Raw genomic sequence first — 14772 nt, 5'->3', positions numbered from 1 at the left:
CATCGTGACGCCGTCCCTCTCCATCGTCATTCCTACGTTCAACGAGTCCGGCAACATCGCGCCGCTGCTCGCCGAGATCGACGACATGATCGACGGGCGGACCGCAGTGGAGATCATTTTTGTCGACGACAGCACCGACGACACCCCTGAGGTGATCCGTCGGCAGTCCGCCGGGCGGCGTGGCAGCGTGTCGCTGATCCACCGCGCCACGTCCATCGGAGGGCTGGCCGGCGCGGTCGCCGACGGCCTGCGGGTGGCCCGCGGCTCCTGGGTGGTGGTGATGGACGGCGACCTGCAGCACCCGCCGTCGGTGATCCCCGCGCTGATCGCCGAGGGCGAGCGGACCGGCGCGCACCTGGTCGTGGCCTCGCGCTACATCCCCGGCGGCGACCACGGGGGGCTCTCGGGGCGGCACCGGGTGCTGGCCTCCCGGCTGTCCACCCTGGCGGCCAAGGTCCTGTTCCGCCGCCTGTACCCGGTGAGCGACCCGATGAGCGGCTACTTCGCGGTGCGCCGCACCGCGCTCCGGACCGACCGGCTGCGGCCGGTGGGCTACAAGGTCCTGCTGGAGGTGATCGTGCGCTGCCAGATCCGGCGGATCAGCGAGGTCCCGTACGGCTTCCGCGAGCGCGTCACCGGGGATTCCAAATCCTCGGTACGCGAAGGTGTGCGGTTCCTCCGGCACCTCGCCCGGCTCCGGGTCTCCACCGGCTCGGCCACCCTGGCCGGCCCGAGGGAGGCGTGATGGCCTGGCCGTACCGGCGCTCCCGGGCGGCCGTGGTACTGGGAGCGGCGGGCGCGCTCGCGCTGGCCGCGCTCGGCGCCCCGATGGCCGCCGCCGACGTGAATCTGGTCAAGAACCCCGGCATGGAGATCCTCGACGGAACCACCGGCTTCCCGCAGTGCTGGGAGAAGTCCGGGTACGGGGACAACGACCACACCTTCACGGTGACCGGGACGGCGCACGGCGGCTCCCGGGCGGTGGACCTCACCATCACCCGCCTGGCCGGCGGCGACCGCAAGGCGATGATGACGGAGGACCCGGACTGCGCGCCGCCGGTGAGCCCGGGACACCAGTACGACCTGTCGGTCTGGTACACGACGTCGCAGCCCAACACGGTGATCACGGTGTTCCGGCACGACACCACGGCCGGCTGGCAGTGGTGGACCGACCTGGCCGCGCTGCCGGTCACCGAAACGTTCCAGCGCGCCCTGGTGCGCACCCCACAGGTGCCGCCCGGAACCGACCGGCTCACCTGGGGAGTGACCAACTACGGCGCCGGGACCCTGGTCACCGATGACTACGCGATGGTGGACGCCAGCTCTCCGGTCCCCGACACACCGTGCGTCGGCACCGGCCCGGACTGCGTCGGGCAGTGGCAGGTGCGCCCCGAGCTGTCGCCGGCCCGGGCGATGCACGCGGTGCTGCTGCACACCGGCAAGGTCCTGCTCATCGCCGGCTCTGGCAACGACATCGACCTGTTCCAGGCCGGCAGCTTCAAGACCACCCTCTACGATCCCGTGGCCGGAACCTTCACCGACGTTCCCACGCCGGCCGACTTCTTCTGCGCGGGTCATGTCCAGCTCGCCGACGGCCGGGTGCTGGTGATGGGAGGGAACAAGGACTACGCCGCGCCGGACGGCACCGTCGGGTACAAGGGCCTGAAGGTCTCCTACATCTTCGATCCGGCCACCAGCTCCTACACCCGTGTCAACGACATGCTGGCCGGGCACTGGTACCCGTCCGCCACGATCATGGGCAACGGCGACGTCATCTCGCTGGGCGGTCTTGCCGAGGACTCCTCCGGCACCGTGGTCAACGAGCATTTCTCGGCGGCGCAGGGACAGTGGCTGCCGATGGGCCAGGCCAAGCAGGCGTGGAGCTTCTGGGGCCTGTACCCGGCGATGATCCTGCTCCAGGACGGACGGCTGTTCTACACCGGCTCGCACGTCTTCGGGCCCGGGCTGCCCGGCACCGGCGCGTCCATCTACGACTACGACGCGGGCACCATCACCGACGTGCCGGGGCTGCGCAGAAAGGACGAACGGGACCAGTCGATGAGCGTGCTGCTGCCGCCGGCGCAGGACCAGAAGGTGCTCACCGTGGGCGGCGGCAACCACACGGTCAGCCCCAACGCGCACCGGCTGACGGACCTGATCGACCTCAAGCAGCCCGCACCGGCGTACGTGCCCGGCCCCGACCTGCCCCACGGCCACTACACCGACGGCACGCCGCAGACCGGTGCGGAGGGAAAGGTCTACCTGTCCACGGTGATCCTGCCGGACGGGAAGGTCTTCGAGACGGGCGGCGCGCTGCACACCTACCGGGAGACACCGGTCTTCGAGGCCTCCATGTACGACCCGGCGACCAACGCCTTCACCCCGGGCATGGCGACCGACCCGGTGCCCCGCACCTACCACTCCTCGGCCGTGCTGCTGCCCGACGGGCGGGTGATGACCTTCGGCAACAACCCCGGCGACGGCAGCTTCGACCTGCGGATCTCGATGTACTCGCCGCCGTACCTGTTCCGTGGCGCCCGTCCCGTCATCATGTCCATCCCCAACACCCACTGGACCTACGGCTCGGCGCAGCGCATCGTGACCGACGGCCCGATCGTCAAGGCGTCGCTGATCCGGCCGGCCGCCGTCACCCACTCCTCCGACCCCAACCAGCGGTACGTCGACCTGCCGCTGACGGTGTTCCCCGGCAACGTGATCGATCTGAACCTGACGACGAACCCGAACATCGCACCCCCCGGCTGGTACATGCTCACCGTGGTCGACGCGGCCGGGGTGCCGTCTGAGGCCAGCTGGGTACACGTGGGAGGCGCATGATGAAGATCCCTAGGATCCGGCTCGCGGCGGCCCTGACGGTCGCCGCCGTGGCGGTGCCGTCCGCCGTGCTCTTCGCCGCCCAGGCGTCCGGCGCACCGGGCGCGCGTCCGGCTCCGGCCGTCCAGGCCACCCCCGGCCCACACGTGCTGCCGTTCGCGAAGAAGCTGCGGTCGCCCCGGCCGCAGCTCACCGCCCGGCCGAAGAAGACCGCCATCCCGGCCAGCATCGACGGCTGCGACCACGCCTACGGCACGGCCGGGCAGTGCGTGCCGTGGGACTTTCCCCAGCTGGCCAGAGGCGAGAGCCGCTGCGACTGGATCCGGGCGCACAAACTCGCCGGGATCACCGTCAACAACCCGCGGGACCGGCACCGGCTGGACCCCGATCGGAATGGGATCGCATGCGACAGCTGACGTACCGGGCCGCGACGGCACTGGTGCGGCGGCACCGGCGCAAGGTCACCTTCGCCGGCGTCGGCGGCACCTGCTTCGCGGTGCAGTACCTGCTGCTCACCAGTCTGATGGTGGCGGGTGTGCGCGCCCCCGTCGCCAACGCGGTGGGCATCGCGGTCTCGGCCCAGCTCAACTTCACCCTCAGCTCGCTGCTGACCTGGAAGGACCGGCCCGGCGGATCCCCGCGCCGGGTGCTGGGCCGGCTGCTCGCCTACAACGCGACCGCGATGACCGCGCTCTGCGTGAACACCGCGGTCTTCACCCTGGCCTACCGGACGGCGGGCATCACCGCCGCCGCGGCGGCCGGGGTGGCCGCCGGCACGGTGTTCAACTACGTCGGCTCGAACCACCTGGTGTTCCGGCGCTACGGGGCCACGGCGCGCGGCTCGGTGTCCTCCTCGCGGAGCACGTCGTCGGCCATCTGGTCGTACTTGGCGACGCGGGCCCTGCCGGTCTCGCCGAGCTGTTCGACCACGGCGGCGACCAGGGTTTCGATGAGCGCCACGGCGGGGGTGAGGGAGTCGAACGGGGAGGGGGAGCGCACCTGGCCGGGGAGGACCACGTCGGCCACCGCCGCGGCGGGGGACAGCCACGGGTCGGTGAACAGGACGATCTTCACGTTGCGGGCCGCCGCCGCGCGGGCGAAGGCGATCGTCTCGCGCTGGTAGCGGCGGTAGTCGAAGAGCACCAGCACGTCGCGGCGGCCCATGTCGAGCAGGTGGGCGGCGTGGTCGGCGGTGGAGCCCGCGATGTAGGTGGCGTTCGGGCGGAGCTGGTGCAGGTGCGCGATGAGATAGTGCGCCAGGATCGTGCTGAACCGGCCGCCGGCCGCCGACACCCGCCGGGCCGGATCCGCCAGTAGCCCGGCCGCCTTGACCAATTCGCCCGAGGGGAGCTGGTCGAAGGTCTGCGCGGTGGCCTCCAGCAGGACCCGCCGGGAGCGGCCCAGCACCCCGTCGTCGTCCTGGTCCGCGCCCGCTTCGGCGGGGGGCTCGCCGTACTGGGTGAGGGGGGAGGAGTAGCGCTGCTGGGTCTCGCGCTTGAGCGCCTGCTGGAGTTCCGGATAGCCCTGGAACCCCAGCCGGTACGCCAGCCGGAGCACGGTGGCCGGGCTGGACTGGGCCAGCGTGGCCACGGTCGCCAGCGGCTCAAGACCCGCCGTGGGGTAGCCGGCCAGCAGCGCGCGGGCGACGCGCTGCTCGGCTCGGGGAAGGTCCTGAAGCACGTCGCGCAGCTGAGCCGCCACCGTCCGCGGCTCGGTCGTGCCGGGCATGCCGTCTCCTTCCGCGGGACCGGTCATCGCGGCCGGCCGGCTCGTCGCATCAGGGATACTCGCACGGACGGGAGGACGGCGCGAACCTCACTCATCCGGTCTCCAGGCCGCACCAGCTGACCGCGGTCAGCGCGTAGGTCTTGGCCGACTGGACGAGCTGGGCGATCTCGACGTACTCGTTCTCGGCGTGCGCGGTGTAGCCCACTCCAGGGCCGTACACCAGGCCGCCGATGTCCTTGCGGTCCATCCAGGTCAGGTCGCACACCCCCATGAAGCCGGTGGTCAGCGGGACCTGTCCGGCCGCGGTCGCGTGGGCGTGCGCCACGGTGGCGGCGATCGGCGCGTCATCGGGCAGCACGTACGGCGGCCACAGCAGCTTCCACTCGAACACCGGGGGATGCGCGCGCAGCCACGGGTCGCGGCGGCAGGCGTCGGCGACCCGGGCCTCGATCTCGGCCATCACCTCCTCGTTGGTACGGCCGGGGTGATGGTAGACGCAGTACTCCACGGTCAGCTCGTCGGCCAGGAAGAACGGCACCAGGATCCCGGACGGATTGGCCCGCAGCACGCCGGGCAGCAGGTTGAAGTAGCCGGGCGGGAAGAGCGGGTGCCGGTCGTGCCCGGCCCACTCGTCCTCCAGGGCGCGCAGCGCCTGGTAGACGATCCAGAACTTGTCCACCGTGTTGACGCCCAGGGCGTCGCCCTCCAGCGTCGGGTGGACGGTCATGCCGCGCAGCCCGGAATGCGCGGTCTTGCCCTCCATGGTGATGGAGAACCACAGCAGGCCGGGCGTCACCGGTACCACGGCGGGCAGCGTGCCTCGCTGGCCGGACGGTTCGCACACGATGGCCGCGTCCGCCCCGAACCCGGCCTCCAGCACGGCGGTGGTGCCCGCCTCGTGGTCGCCCACCTCTTCCCCGACGACCGCCTGCAGCACCAGGTCACCGGCCAGGCGCAGGCCCGCGCGGCGCAGCGCGACGGCGGCGTACGCGGCGGCGACCAGGCCGCCCTTCATGTCGGTCGCGCCGCGGCCGGTGACCCGGTCGTCGGTGACCACCGCCCGGAAGGGGCCGGAGTGCCAGCGGTCCAGCCGCCCGGGCGGCACCACGTCCACGTGCCCGTTGAGCAGCAAGGAGCGTCCGCCGCCCGCGCCGGGCAGGACGCCGACCACGTTGTCGCGGCCGCGTTCCACGGTCACCATGGTGAGGTCGGCGCCCGCCTCGGCGTACAGGTCGGCGAGCAGCGCGCTCATCTCGCCCTCGGCGCCGACGACCTTGCTGTACTCCTGGCCCGGGTAGCGGGGGTTGATGCTGGGCACGGCGATGGCCTCGGCGAGGGTGTTCACCATCCGGTCGGCCAGGCCGTCCACCTCGTCGAGGATCCGGGCCGTCAGGTCGGGGCTGGTCATGCGTTCTCCTTTACGCGGATGGTGGTGGCTCGGTGGGCGAGCCCGGCCAGACCCTTCGGGGCGATCCAGAGGACCGCCAGAATGAGCAGCGCGACCGTCACGTCCCGCCAGGCTCCGGCGTCCTGGAGCGCGTCGGTGACGAGGGTCACCACGACGGCGCCCGCGATCGGGCCGTACACGCTGCCGCTGCCGCCCAGGAAGATCATGCTGAGCAGCAGGGTCAGGTAGCCGAAGCCGAACACGTCGGTGCTGACCACGCCGTTGAGGTAGGTGTTGAAGGCGCCCGCCACCCCGGCCACCGCCGCGCCGATCATGAAGATGATCAGGTGCTGCCGCACCCGGGAGACGCCCCGGCTGGTGGCCAGGGCCTCGTTGTCGCGGATCGCCAGCAGGGACAGGCCGAGCGTGGACCGGGTGATCAGGCGGACCAGCAGGGTGGTGGCGAACAGCAGCGCCGCGCCCAGGAAGTAGTAGCCGATCCGGCCGTCGGCCCGCAGGCTGGTCTCGCCGAGGGTCAGCCGGGGGATGCCGACGATGCCGTTGGAGCCGCCGGTCAGGCCCGCCTGGCCGAGCACCAGGTAGATGCAGAGCTGGGAGAAGACGTAGGTGGCCAGGCCGACGTAGATGCCGCGCAGCCGCAGCACCGGGAGGAAGGCCACCAGCGAGGCCAGCACGGCCGACACCCCGGAGATCGGCAGCGTCAGCCACGGGTCGATCCCGGTGCGGGTGGCCAGGATGCCGGCCGTGTAGGCGCCGATGCCGAAGAAGCCGATCTGGGCGAAGTTGAAGATGCCGGCGAAGCCGAGGGTGAGGTTCCAGCCCAGGGCGAGCATGCCGTACATGGTGATCAGGATCAGCAGCAGCCGGGAGTGCGGGTCGGTGAGGACCAGCGGGAGTACGGCCAGCACGATCGCGTAGGCGGGCCACCCGGCCCAGGCGCGCAGGTTCCCCATCACGCGCTCCTCACCTGGTTGCGCAGCAGGCCCTCGGGGCGGGCCAGCATGATGACGATCATGGCCAGGAAGACCAGGACCGGGCTCCACGACAGCCCGAAGTAGTACGTGGTCACCGCTTCGAGCAGGCCGATGGCGTACGCGCCGGCGATGGTGCCGCCGAGGCTGCCCGCGCCGCCGAAGGCGAGCACCACGAAGGCGCGCAGCAGCGGGTCGTCGCCCATCAACGGCGAGATGAACCGCATGCTTCCCAGCAGCACCCCGGCCACTGCCGCAAGACCGATCGCGACGGTCACCACGAACAGGTAGACCCGGCGCGGCGAGATGCCCAGGAGCTGGGCGTGCTCGCGGTTCTGTTCCAGCGCCCGCACGGTCAGCCCGATGCCGGTGCGCCGGAGCGCCAGGGCCAGCAGGCCGACCAGCACCGGCGCCAGGACGATGGTGACCAGCTGGGTGCCCTGGACGACCGAGCCGCCCAGCTCGATCCTGGCCGAGCCGAGCGGCGGGAGCTGCTTGATCTCCGGCCCCCACAGCAGCAGCGCGGCGGACTGCAGCAGCATGGTGGCGGCCAGCGTGGCCACCATGACCAGCATGTCCCCGTTGGGCCGCCGGATGAACGGGCTGACCAGCAGGAACTCGTAGACCACGCCGATCAGGGCCATCGCCAGCACGCCGCCGATCAGGGCGGGGAGCAGCGGCAGCCCGGCGCGGTCCAGGAGCGTCCAGGACAGGTAGGCCCCGAACATCAGCAGCGCGCCGTGCCCGAAGTTGAACACCCGCAGGGTGGACCAGATCAGCGTGAGCCCGGCCGCCATGAGCAGGTACAGCCCGCCCAGGACGAGGGTGCTGGTCAGGATGGCGCTAGCGCCGTTCATCGGCGGACCCTCCCAGGAAGAGCGACATCATCGCGTCGCGGCCGACGGTCGCGTCGGAGGCGCCGCTGTGCACGATGTCGCCGTGCAGCACGACGTGGTAGCGGTCGGTGAGGCTGAGCACCAGGTCCATGTCGCCGTCCACCAGGATGATCGAGGAGACCTCGGCGCGGATCCGCAGGATGCACTCGCTCAGCTCGTGCTTGACCTTGGGCGACAGGCCGAGGGTGGGCTCGTCGAGGATGAGCAGGGTGGGCCGGGCCATCAGGCCCATGCCGAGGCTGACCATCTGGCGCTCGCCGCCGCTCAGCGTGCCCGTGAGCTGGCCGCGCCGCTCCTTAAGGCGGGGGAAGACGGCGAAGACGTGGTCCAGGCCGTCCCGCCAGGTCGCGGTGTGGCCGCTGGAGGCGGCCGACAGGCGCAGCGCCTCCTCCACGGTGAGCCGCGGGAACAGCCGGGAGCCCTGCGGGACGTGGATGAGCCCGCGGCGGACCAGGTCGCGCGGCGAGCGGCCCCGGGTGTCGCTCCCCGCGTAGGCGACGGAGCCGGAGGTCGCCCGGTGCAGGTTGGACACGCAGCGCAGCAGGGTGGTCTTGCCGTGCCCGTTGGGGCCGAGCAGCCCGATCGCCTCGGCCGCGCCGACGCGCAGCGAGATCCCGCGCAGAACTTTGGTGTGGCCGTAGCCCGCGGTGAGATCGGTCACCGTCAGCAGGTCGCTCGCCGTCATCAGGTCGCTCATCGCGCCGCTCCCGGCCCCAGGTACGCCTCGATCACGCGAGCGTCGGTGAGCACGTCGGCGGGAGCGCCGGTGACGATCACCCGGCCGCTGTCCAGCACGGCCATGCGGTCGGCGAGCGCCTCCAGCACGGACAGGACGTGTTCGATGATCACCATCGTGGTGCCGGTGGCGTGGATCCGGGTCAGCAGGCGGATCAGGGCGTCCTGGTCGGCGGGGTCCAGTCCGGCCGCCGGCTCGTCCAGCAGGAGCACGGACGGGTGGCTGACCAGGGCGCAGGCGATCATCAGGCGCTTGCGGTCGATCAGCGAAAGACCGTCGGCGGGGCGGTCGGGGTCGCCGCCCAGCTCCACCTGCTCCAGCGCCTCGGCGCAGCGGGCCCGGTCCCATCGGGCGGTACGGCCCGCCCCGCCGTACGCTGAGCCGATCCGGACGTTCTCCCGGACGGTGAGGGACTCGAAGACGGCCTCGGTCTGGAAGGTGCGCTTCAGCCCGGCCTTGGCGATCCAGCGGGGGGAGCGGTGCTGGACCTCCCTGCCGCCGAAGAGCACCCGGCCGGAGTCGGGCCGGATGGGGATGCCGGTCAGCAGGTTGAACAGCGTGCTCTTGCCCGCGCCGTTGGGACCGGCCAGGCCGAAGACCTCGCCCTGCCGTACCTCGATGGACACCCCGTCCACGGCGCGGAGGCTGCCGAAGGACTTGGTGACCTCCTCGGCGGCCAGCAGCACGGTCATGACGCCTCCGGTCCGCGCCAGTCGCCCTGGGCGAGGAAACCGCCGTCCACCGGCATCAGCACGCCGGTGACGAAGGAGGCGGCGGGCGAGGCGAGGAAGGCCACCACGGAGGCGATCTCGTCGGGGGAGCACTGGCGGGCGATGGGCTGGCGGGCGGCGGCGGCCTCCCGCTGGCGCAGCGACTCGGCGGCGTCCTCGGGACTGAGCAGGCTGCGCGAGTCGCCCATGTCGTTGTCCACGTAGCCGGGGAGCACCGCGTTGACCCGGATGCCCTTCGGGCCGCCCTCGATGGCGAGTTGCCGGGTGAGGTTGGCGATGGCGCCCTTGGCGGCGGAGTAGGCGGGGTAGGCGGGCAGGCCGGTCACCCCGAAGATGGACGACAGGTTCACCACCGCGCCATCCCCGGCGCGGGCCAGCAGCGGGAAGGCGGCCCGGCCGCACAGGAAGGTGCCGGTCACGTTGACGTCCAGCACCCGCCGCCACTCGGCCACCGGCACGCCGGTCACGCCGCCGCCGCTCTCGGCCACCCCGGCGTTGTTGACCAGGATGTCCAGCCCGCCCAGTTCTTGCTCGGCCCGGGCGAACAGGTCGGTCACCTCCTGTTCCGCGGAGACGTCGGCCCGCTGGAAGAGGCAGACAGGACCGCCGGGGACGGTCAGTTCGGCCGCGGTGCGTTCGCCGCGGGCGGCGTCCACGTCCGCGATCAGGACCTGGGCGCCCTGGCCGAGCAGGGCGCGCGCGACGGCCGCGCCGATCCCGCCCGCCGCGCCGGTCACCAGGGCACGTCGGCCCGCAAGAATGCTGCTCGTCATTCCGGTATCTCCTCAGTCCGCTGCAAGTCCTGTACGCCCACGCCGTAGGGCTTCATCCGGTCCACCCCGGGCGTCCAGCCCCGGCCCGGGCGGCGCTCGACGCCGCCCGGGCGGGCGAAGTGCCAGGTGGTCGGCTCCTCCTCGACCACCTGGACATCGTGTCCCGCCGCGGCCAGGTCGGCGGCGGCGCTCTCCTGGCGGCGGTCCAGCCAGACCTTGCGCCCCTCGGCGTGCAGCCGGGGGGCCTCGATGGCGGCCTGGAGGGTGGCGCCGTCGCGCCAGCGGGCGATGATCTGGGCGACGGCGGAGATGATCCGCCGGCCGCCGGACGCGCCGAGCACGGCCTCGCCGCCGGGGCCGCTGACGATGACGGGGCTGACCGCGCTGAGCCCGGCCGCGCCGGGGGCGATGCTGGTCACCTGGCCGGGGCGCGGGTCGAAGTACATCATCCCGTCGTTGAGCACGATGCCGGTCTCCGGTTCGACCAGGCGCGAGCCGAACAGGTCGAGCACCGTCTGGGTGAGCGCGACGGTCATGCCGCGCCCGTCCACGGCCGACAGGTGGGAGGTGCACCCGGCCTTGGCCGGTCCCCTGGTCACCGGCAGGGGGTGGTGCCACTCCGCGACGACCCGCTCGGCGTGTTCGGCGCCGGCCAGTCGCTCCCAGCCGGAATCCGCCGTGCTGACCTCCCGCAGCCGGTCGTCGAAGGCGCGGGCCAGGGCGCGGGCCCACAGCCGGGGGCCCGGGTCCAGGCCGCGGCGTCCGGCGGCCTCGACGATCTGCAACGCCTCGGCGGCCGTCACCACGCCGGTGGCCAGCGGGCCGTACAGGCGCAGCGGGCCGATCTCGACCGGGTCGATCTCGGTCTCGACGGCCTCGTAGCCGGCCAGGTCGGCGGCGCGCAGCGAGCCGCCTCGCGCGCTGACGAAGGCGGCGATGGCCTGACCGGCTCGGCCCCGGTAGAACCGCTCGGGGCCGCCGTCGGCGATCTCCCGGAGGACGGCGGCCAGGCGGGGTTGCGTCAGCCGGTCGCCCGGTCCCTGCGACGGGCCGCGCAAGGGCAGCCCGTCGGGGAGGAACAGGGCCGCGCTTTCCGGAAATCCGCGCAGGTTCCGGGCTTCGGAACAGATCGCCGACGAGGCGAACCAGTTGGTCTGGTGACCCTCCTCGGCCAGCTCGATCGCCGGGGCCAGCACTTCGGCCAGGGGGAGCAGGCCGAAGCGGGCGTGGGCCCGGCACAGCGCGGCGACCGCGCCGGGCGTGCCCACCGACAGCGGGCCGAGGATGTTGGCGTCGCCGGCCACCGCGGGCCAGCCGTACAGGCCGGCCGGGTCCGCGCCGGGCGCGAGCGGGAACATGTCCGCCCTGGCCAGGCCCGGGGCCCGGATCGGCCCGGACACGGTGGTCGCGGTCCTGGCCCCCGGTTCGCGGATCACCAGCCAGGCGCCGCCGCCGAGGCCGCTCATGTACGGCTCGACCACGCCGATCGCGAAGGCGGTGGCCACGGCGGCGTCCACGGCGCTGCCGCCCGCGCGCAGCATCAGCGCCCCCGCGCGGGCCGCCCGTGGATCGGGCGCCGTGACCAGCCCGCCGGTGGTTTCACCCGCGCCAGGCATCGGCGATCTCGCTGAGTGTCGCGAACCAGACGTCCCCGGTGTCCAGCATCCGCTCGATCAGCTTCTCCAGCACCAGCAGGTGGTGGGAGCGGCCGATGGTCTGCGGATGCATGGTGAGCACGTAGACCGCCCCCGGCACCCGCTCGTGGGCGTAGCCGAAGATCGTGTGCCAGCGGTCCTCCATGTCGCGGTGCGGCCCGAGGGCCGAGATGCCCGCGACATACTCCACCGAGGGCCAGTCGTCCAGATACCAGGAGACCGGGATCTCGATGATCCGGCTCTCCGGGCCGAACTCGTTGGCCGACTCGTAGTTGATCGTGACCCGGCGCGGCCGGTACAGCTCGAACTCCCGGCCCATCAGCGAGCTGTCCCAGTCGAAGCCGTACTCCTCCAGCAGGTCCAGCGTGGTCTCGGAGAAGTCCCAGGCGGGCGAGCGGTAGCCGCGCGGGCGCCTGCCGACGACGCGCTCGTGCTGGCCGAGCGCCACCTCCATCAGCCGCCGCTCCTCCGCCGGGCCGAGGCTCGGCACCACCTCGTGGTAGCAGCCGTGCGCGGCGATCTCGTGCCCGGCGGCCAGGATCTGCTCGATCCGGTGCGGGAAGGTCACCAGGTCGTGGCCGGGCGTGGCCCAGGTGGCCGGCAGGTCGTTGCGGCCCAGCAACTCCAGCAGGCGCGGCACGCCCTGCTCGGCGCCGAAGTCCCCCCGGGACAGGTAGGTCGGCGAGGTACGGCCGACCGTGCCCATCCACGGGGAGTGCGCGTCGAAGTCGAAGGTCAGCGCGACCGCCATGCGCTTGCCGGGCGGCAGCGTCAGAAGGGTGTCCGTCATGGGGTTCCTCTCAGCTCATCCAGGGCGGCAGCCGGAAGGTGCCGGAGGTGTACTTCTCCGGAGCGATCAGGACCTTCTTCTCGTCCTGGAACTGGAAGGACTGGAGCGGCACGTAGTCGTCGCCCTGCTTGGCCAGGTGGGTGGCCGGGTCGAAGGCGATCCGGCCGGAGGACTGCTCGCTGTCGCCGGCCCCGATCGCGGCGCCGATCGCCTTGGCGTCGTCGGGGTCGCCGACCTTGCGCAGCGCCTCGGCGTAGATCATCGTCTCGACGTAGGTGAGGACGCCCTGGGGGTCCACTTCGGTGGTGCCGTACGCGGCCTGCCAGTCCTTCTGGAGCTGGGCGGCCGGGGCGTAGTCAGCCGAGGGCACCAGACCGGCCAGGTTGTTGAACAGGACCCCGTCGGCCTTCTGTTTGGTCAGCTCGAAGAACTGTGGCTGGTTGGGGCCGTACTGCATGAAAACCAGGGACTTGGTGGGGTTCTGCAGGAACTGCTGCATGAAGCTCGCCTCGTTGGCGACCTGGTAGTCGGTGTTGACGATGAAGTCGGGGTCGGCGGCGCGGATCTTGCTGATCACCGTGCCCCAGTCGTTGACCGCGCCGAACGGCACCTTCTCCTGGCCGGCGACCTTCCAGCCCTTGCCCTGGAACTCCTTGACCAGGCCGTCGGCGATGCCCTCGCTGTAGGGGTTGTCGGAGCGGACCAGGAAGACGCTCTTGGAGCGCGGCTTCCACAGCCCCTGGTCGGCCCACTTCAGGGCCAGGGTGACCGGCTCCACCCCGTACGCGTCGTAGTTGGGGGTGACCGACCAGACGGTGGGGTACTTGGCGGGGTCCTTCTCGATGATCGCCTGGGTCTGCGCGGTGTTGCCGCCGATCAGGTACACCTTCTCGGCCGCGGCGAACTCGTCGATCTCGAAGTTGGAGGTGGAGGCGTAGCCGGTGACCACGGCCTTGATCTCCGGGTCGTCGATCAGGGTCTGCACGCCCTTGGTGACCGCGTCGTTGGACTGGCCCTGGACGTCCACGCTCTTCAGCTTGAAGGTGTAGCCGCCGACGCCGCCGCGCTCGTTGAGCTGCTTGATGGCCAGTTCGGCGCCCTGCTGCATGCCCTTGCCGTCGGAGGCGGAGCCGCCGGTCAGCGGGGCCAGCAGGCCGATCTGGATCTCCTTGCCGGCGGGGCTCGCGGCGGCCTGGCCGTCGCCCGCCTCGGTGGTGGCGCCGGAGGAACAGGCGGCCAGCGTGGTGACGGCGGCCAGCAGGGCGGCGGCGACGGGTGGCCGGGAGCGGAACAAGGATGGACGGGCCATGGGGGAACCTCTCTAAGGATTTGGTACTAAACGAGCTCAGCTCGGCGGGAGCGGAGTGCCGGCCAGGAAGCCCCCGTCCACGTCGAGCACGCTCCCCGTGATGAACGAGGAGTCGGGATCGGCCAAAAACAGGCAGGCCCGCGCGACTTCGGCGGGCGTGCCCATCCGGTGCACCGGCTGTCCGGCGACCAGGGTGGCGACGTATTCCGGGGCCAGCGCGGCGGTGGCCGGGACCTCGATCAGGCCGGGCGCGACCGCGTTGACCGTGGTCGGCGCCAGCTCCAGGGCCAGCACCTTCACCAGCATGTCCAGGGCCGCCTTCGAGGCGCAGTAGTGCGCGGCCCCCACCCGCGCCGACCGCCCCGCCCCGGAGGAGATCGCGATGATCCGGCGCTCGGCTCCGGCGGCGCCCGGAGCCAGGGCGAACGCCCGCGCGGCCAGCATGACCCCGCGCGTGTTCACCGCGAACACCTCGTCCCACTCGGCCGGATCCATCTCCAGCACGGGCGTGTTCGGGTAGACGCCCGCGCTGGCGACCAGCGTGTCCAGGCCGCCGTGCCGGGCCACGACCTGCTCGGTCGCGCTCGCCACCGACGCCGGATCGCGCACGTCCATCCGCACCCGCTCCACCCCGGGCAGGTCGGCGCGCGCCTCGTCGAGGTCCGCCACCACGACCGTCGAACCGGCGTCCCGGAAGGCCGCGGCGACGCCCCGGCCGATGCCCTGGGCGCCACCGGTGACCAGGGTCACCGTGCCGGCCAACCGGCCCGGAGTGTTCGCCATGAATTGCCTCCCTGCCTGAGCCGGATTTGAGGCCGACCGTCTGACCTGGGGTTATTTCGCCAGGTCTGGCAGGTTACACGCAGGATTGATTTCATATCAATACCTTGACTGCAGTTATGAATCGTATGTTTCACTAGGGCGCTGGCACGCGGACGTCGGG

General features: G+C 72.0%; 14 protein-coding genes and 1 pseudogene. 4 read left to right on the top strand and 11 right to left on the bottom strand.

The window, feature by feature from the left end; genetic code table 11:
• The first annotated feature begins 4 nt into the window (after positions 1-4).
• The 4 genes and pseudogenes from Aple_RS14655 to Aple_RS56235 all read left to right on the top strand — a co-directional run.
• A complete protein-coding gene (locus Aple_RS14655; RefSeq protein ID WP_170321475.1) occupies positions 5-745 on the top strand; it encodes a polyprenol monophosphomannose synthase in 741 nt (246 codons plus the stop codon).
• Entirely contained in the window at positions 745-2835 is a 2091-nt protein-coding gene (locus Aple_RS14650) for a galactose oxidase early set domain-containing protein (protein ID WP_174889824.1), read from the top strand. The genes Aple_RS14655 and Aple_RS14650 overlap by 1 nt, the downstream gene beginning before the upstream one ends.
• On the top strand, positions 2832-3248 hold the full coding sequence (locus tag Aple_RS52775; protein ID WP_174889823.1) for a hypothetical protein: 417 nt from the start codon (positions 2832-2834) through the stop codon (positions 3246-3248). The genes Aple_RS14650 and Aple_RS52775 overlap by 4 nt, the downstream gene beginning before the upstream one ends.
• Positions 3236-3634, top strand: a pseudogene (locus tag Aple_RS56235) (GtrA family protein); the annotation flags it as partial. The gene Aple_RS52775 and the pseudogene Aple_RS56235, both read left to right, overlap by 13 nt.
• 17 nt (positions 3635-3651) lie before the next feature.
• Here Aple_RS56235 and Aple_RS14640 read toward each other — a convergent pair.
• From Aple_RS14640 to Aple_RS14590, 11 genes are all read right to left on the bottom strand, one after another.
• Positions 3652-4560: a MurR/RpiR family transcriptional regulator gene (locus tag Aple_RS14640; protein WP_170321474.1), complete on the bottom strand. Its 909-nt coding sequence runs from the start codon at positions 4558-4560 to the stop codon at positions 3652-3654.
• Between the two features lie 91 nt (positions 4561-4651).
• A complete protein-coding gene (locus tag Aple_RS14635) occupies positions 4652-5968 on the bottom strand; it encodes an ArgE/DapE family deacylase (RefSeq protein ID WP_155345125.1) in 1317 nt (438 codons plus the stop codon).
• Positions 5965-6921, bottom strand: coding sequence for a branched-chain amino acid ABC transporter permease (locus Aple_RS14630; RefSeq protein ID WP_155345124.1), 957 nt, complete (start codon positions 6919-6921; stop codon positions 5965-5967). Before Aple_RS14630 ends, Aple_RS14635 begins: the two co-directional genes overlap by 4 nt.
• On the bottom strand, positions 6921-7796 hold the full coding sequence (locus Aple_RS14625) for a branched-chain amino acid ABC transporter permease (RefSeq protein ID WP_155345123.1): 876 nt from the start codon (positions 7794-7796) through the stop codon (positions 6921-6923). The genes Aple_RS14630 and Aple_RS14625 overlap by 1 nt, the downstream gene beginning before the upstream one ends.
• Positions 7783-8532 (bottom strand): ABC transporter ATP-binding protein, encoded by a 750-nt coding sequence (locus Aple_RS14620; RefSeq protein ID WP_218038327.1) that lies wholly within the window; start codon positions 8530-8532, stop codon positions 7783-7785. The genes Aple_RS14625 and Aple_RS14620 overlap by 14 nt, the downstream gene beginning before the upstream one ends.
• Positions 8529-9263: an ABC transporter ATP-binding protein gene (locus Aple_RS14615; RefSeq protein WP_155345122.1), complete on the bottom strand. Its 735-nt coding sequence runs from the start codon at positions 9261-9263 to the stop codon at positions 8529-8531. The genes Aple_RS14620 and Aple_RS14615 overlap by 4 nt, the downstream gene beginning before the upstream one ends.
• Positions 9260-10075 carry an SDR family NAD(P)-dependent oxidoreductase gene (locus tag Aple_RS14610; protein ID WP_155345121.1) on the bottom strand — a complete coding sequence of 272 codons (816 nt, stop codon included), beginning with the start codon at positions 10073-10075 and terminating at the stop codon, positions 9260-9262. Before Aple_RS14610 ends, Aple_RS14615 begins: the two co-directional genes overlap by 4 nt.
• Positions 10072-11691, bottom strand: coding sequence for a gamma-glutamyltransferase family protein (locus Aple_RS14605; RefSeq protein WP_155345120.1), 1620 nt, complete (start codon positions 11689-11691; stop codon positions 10072-10074). Before Aple_RS14605 ends, Aple_RS14610 begins: the two co-directional genes overlap by 4 nt.
• The gene (locus Aple_RS14600; protein ID WP_155345119.1) at positions 11675-12520 is read right to left on the bottom strand and encodes a polysaccharide deacetylase family protein; all 846 of its coding nucleotides are present in this window, start codon (positions 12518-12520) and stop codon (positions 11675-11677) included. Before Aple_RS14600 ends, Aple_RS14605 begins: the two co-directional genes overlap by 17 nt.
• Positions 12521-12530: 10 nt before the next feature.
• Positions 12531-13829: an ABC transporter substrate-binding protein gene (locus Aple_RS14595; RefSeq protein ID WP_155345118.1), complete on the bottom strand. Its 1299-nt coding sequence runs from the start codon at positions 13827-13829 to the stop codon at positions 12531-12533.
• 36 nt (positions 13830-13865) lie between these two features.
• Entirely contained in the window at positions 13866-14612 is a 747-nt protein-coding gene (locus Aple_RS14590; protein ID WP_155345117.1) for an SDR family NAD(P)-dependent oxidoreductase, read from the bottom strand.
• Positions 14613-14772: the final 160 nt, after the last annotated feature.

Source organism: Acrocarpospora pleiomorpha, from assembly GCF_009687885.1.
Classification (GTDB): Bacteria; Actinomycetota; Actinomycetes; order Streptosporangiales; family Streptosporangiaceae; genus Acrocarpospora; species Acrocarpospora pleiomorpha.
Note: the sequence above shows the minus strand (reverse complement) of the source record. Positions and strands in the feature narration are given on the sequence as shown.

Excerpts from the sequence above, each read along its gene's own strand:
- Aple_RS14605 (WP_155345120.1), bottom strand. The coding sequence starts at position 11,691 with ATGCCTGGCGCGGGTGAAACCACCGGCGGGCTGGTCACGGCGCCCGAT.
- Aple_RS14635 (WP_155345125.1), bottom strand. The coding sequence starts at position 5,968 with ATGACCAGCCCCGACCTGACGGCCCGGATCCTCGACGAGGTGGACGGC.
- Aple_RS14640 (WP_170321474.1), bottom strand. The coding sequence starts at position 4,560 with ATGCCCGGCACGACCGAGCCGCGGACGGTGGCGGCTCAGCTGCGCGAC.
- Aple_RS52775 (WP_174889823.1), top strand. The coding sequence starts at position 2,832 with ATGATGAAGATCCCTAGGATCCGGCTCGCGGCGGCCCTGACGGTCGCC.
- Aple_RS14600 (WP_155345119.1), bottom strand. The coding sequence starts at position 12,520 with ATGACGGACACCCTTCTGACGCTGCCGCCCGGCAAGCGCATGGCGGTC.
- Aple_RS14630 (WP_155345124.1), bottom strand. The coding sequence starts at position 6,921 with ATGGGGAACCTGCGCGCCTGGGCCGGGTGGCCCGCCTACGCGATCGTG.
- Aple_RS14625 (WP_155345123.1), bottom strand. The coding sequence starts at position 7,796 with ATGAACGGCGCTAGCGCCATCCTGACCAGCACCCTCGTCCTGGGCGGG.
- Aple_RS14595 (WP_155345118.1), bottom strand. The coding sequence starts at position 13,829 with ATGGCCCGTCCATCCTTGTTCCGCTCCCGGCCACCCGTCGCCGCCGCC.
- Aple_RS14615 (WP_155345122.1), bottom strand. The coding sequence starts at position 9,263 with ATGACCGTGCTGCTGGCCGCCGAGGAGGTCACCAAGTCCTTCGGCAGC.
- Aple_RS14620 (WP_218038327.1), bottom strand. The coding sequence starts at position 8,532 with ATGAGCGACCTGATGACGGCGAGCGACCTGCTGACGGTGACCGATCTC.
- Aple_RS14610 (WP_155345121.1), bottom strand. The coding sequence starts at position 10,075 with ATGACGAGCAGCATTCTTGCGGGCCGACGTGCCCTGGTGACCGGCGCG.
- Aple_RS14650 (WP_174889824.1), top strand. The coding sequence starts at position 745 with ATGGCCTGGCCGTACCGGCGCTCCCGGGCGGCCGTGGTACTGGGAGCG.
- Aple_RS14590 (WP_155345117.1), bottom strand. The coding sequence starts at position 14,612 with ATGGCGAACACTCCGGGCCGGTTGGCCGGCACGGTGACCCTGGTCACC.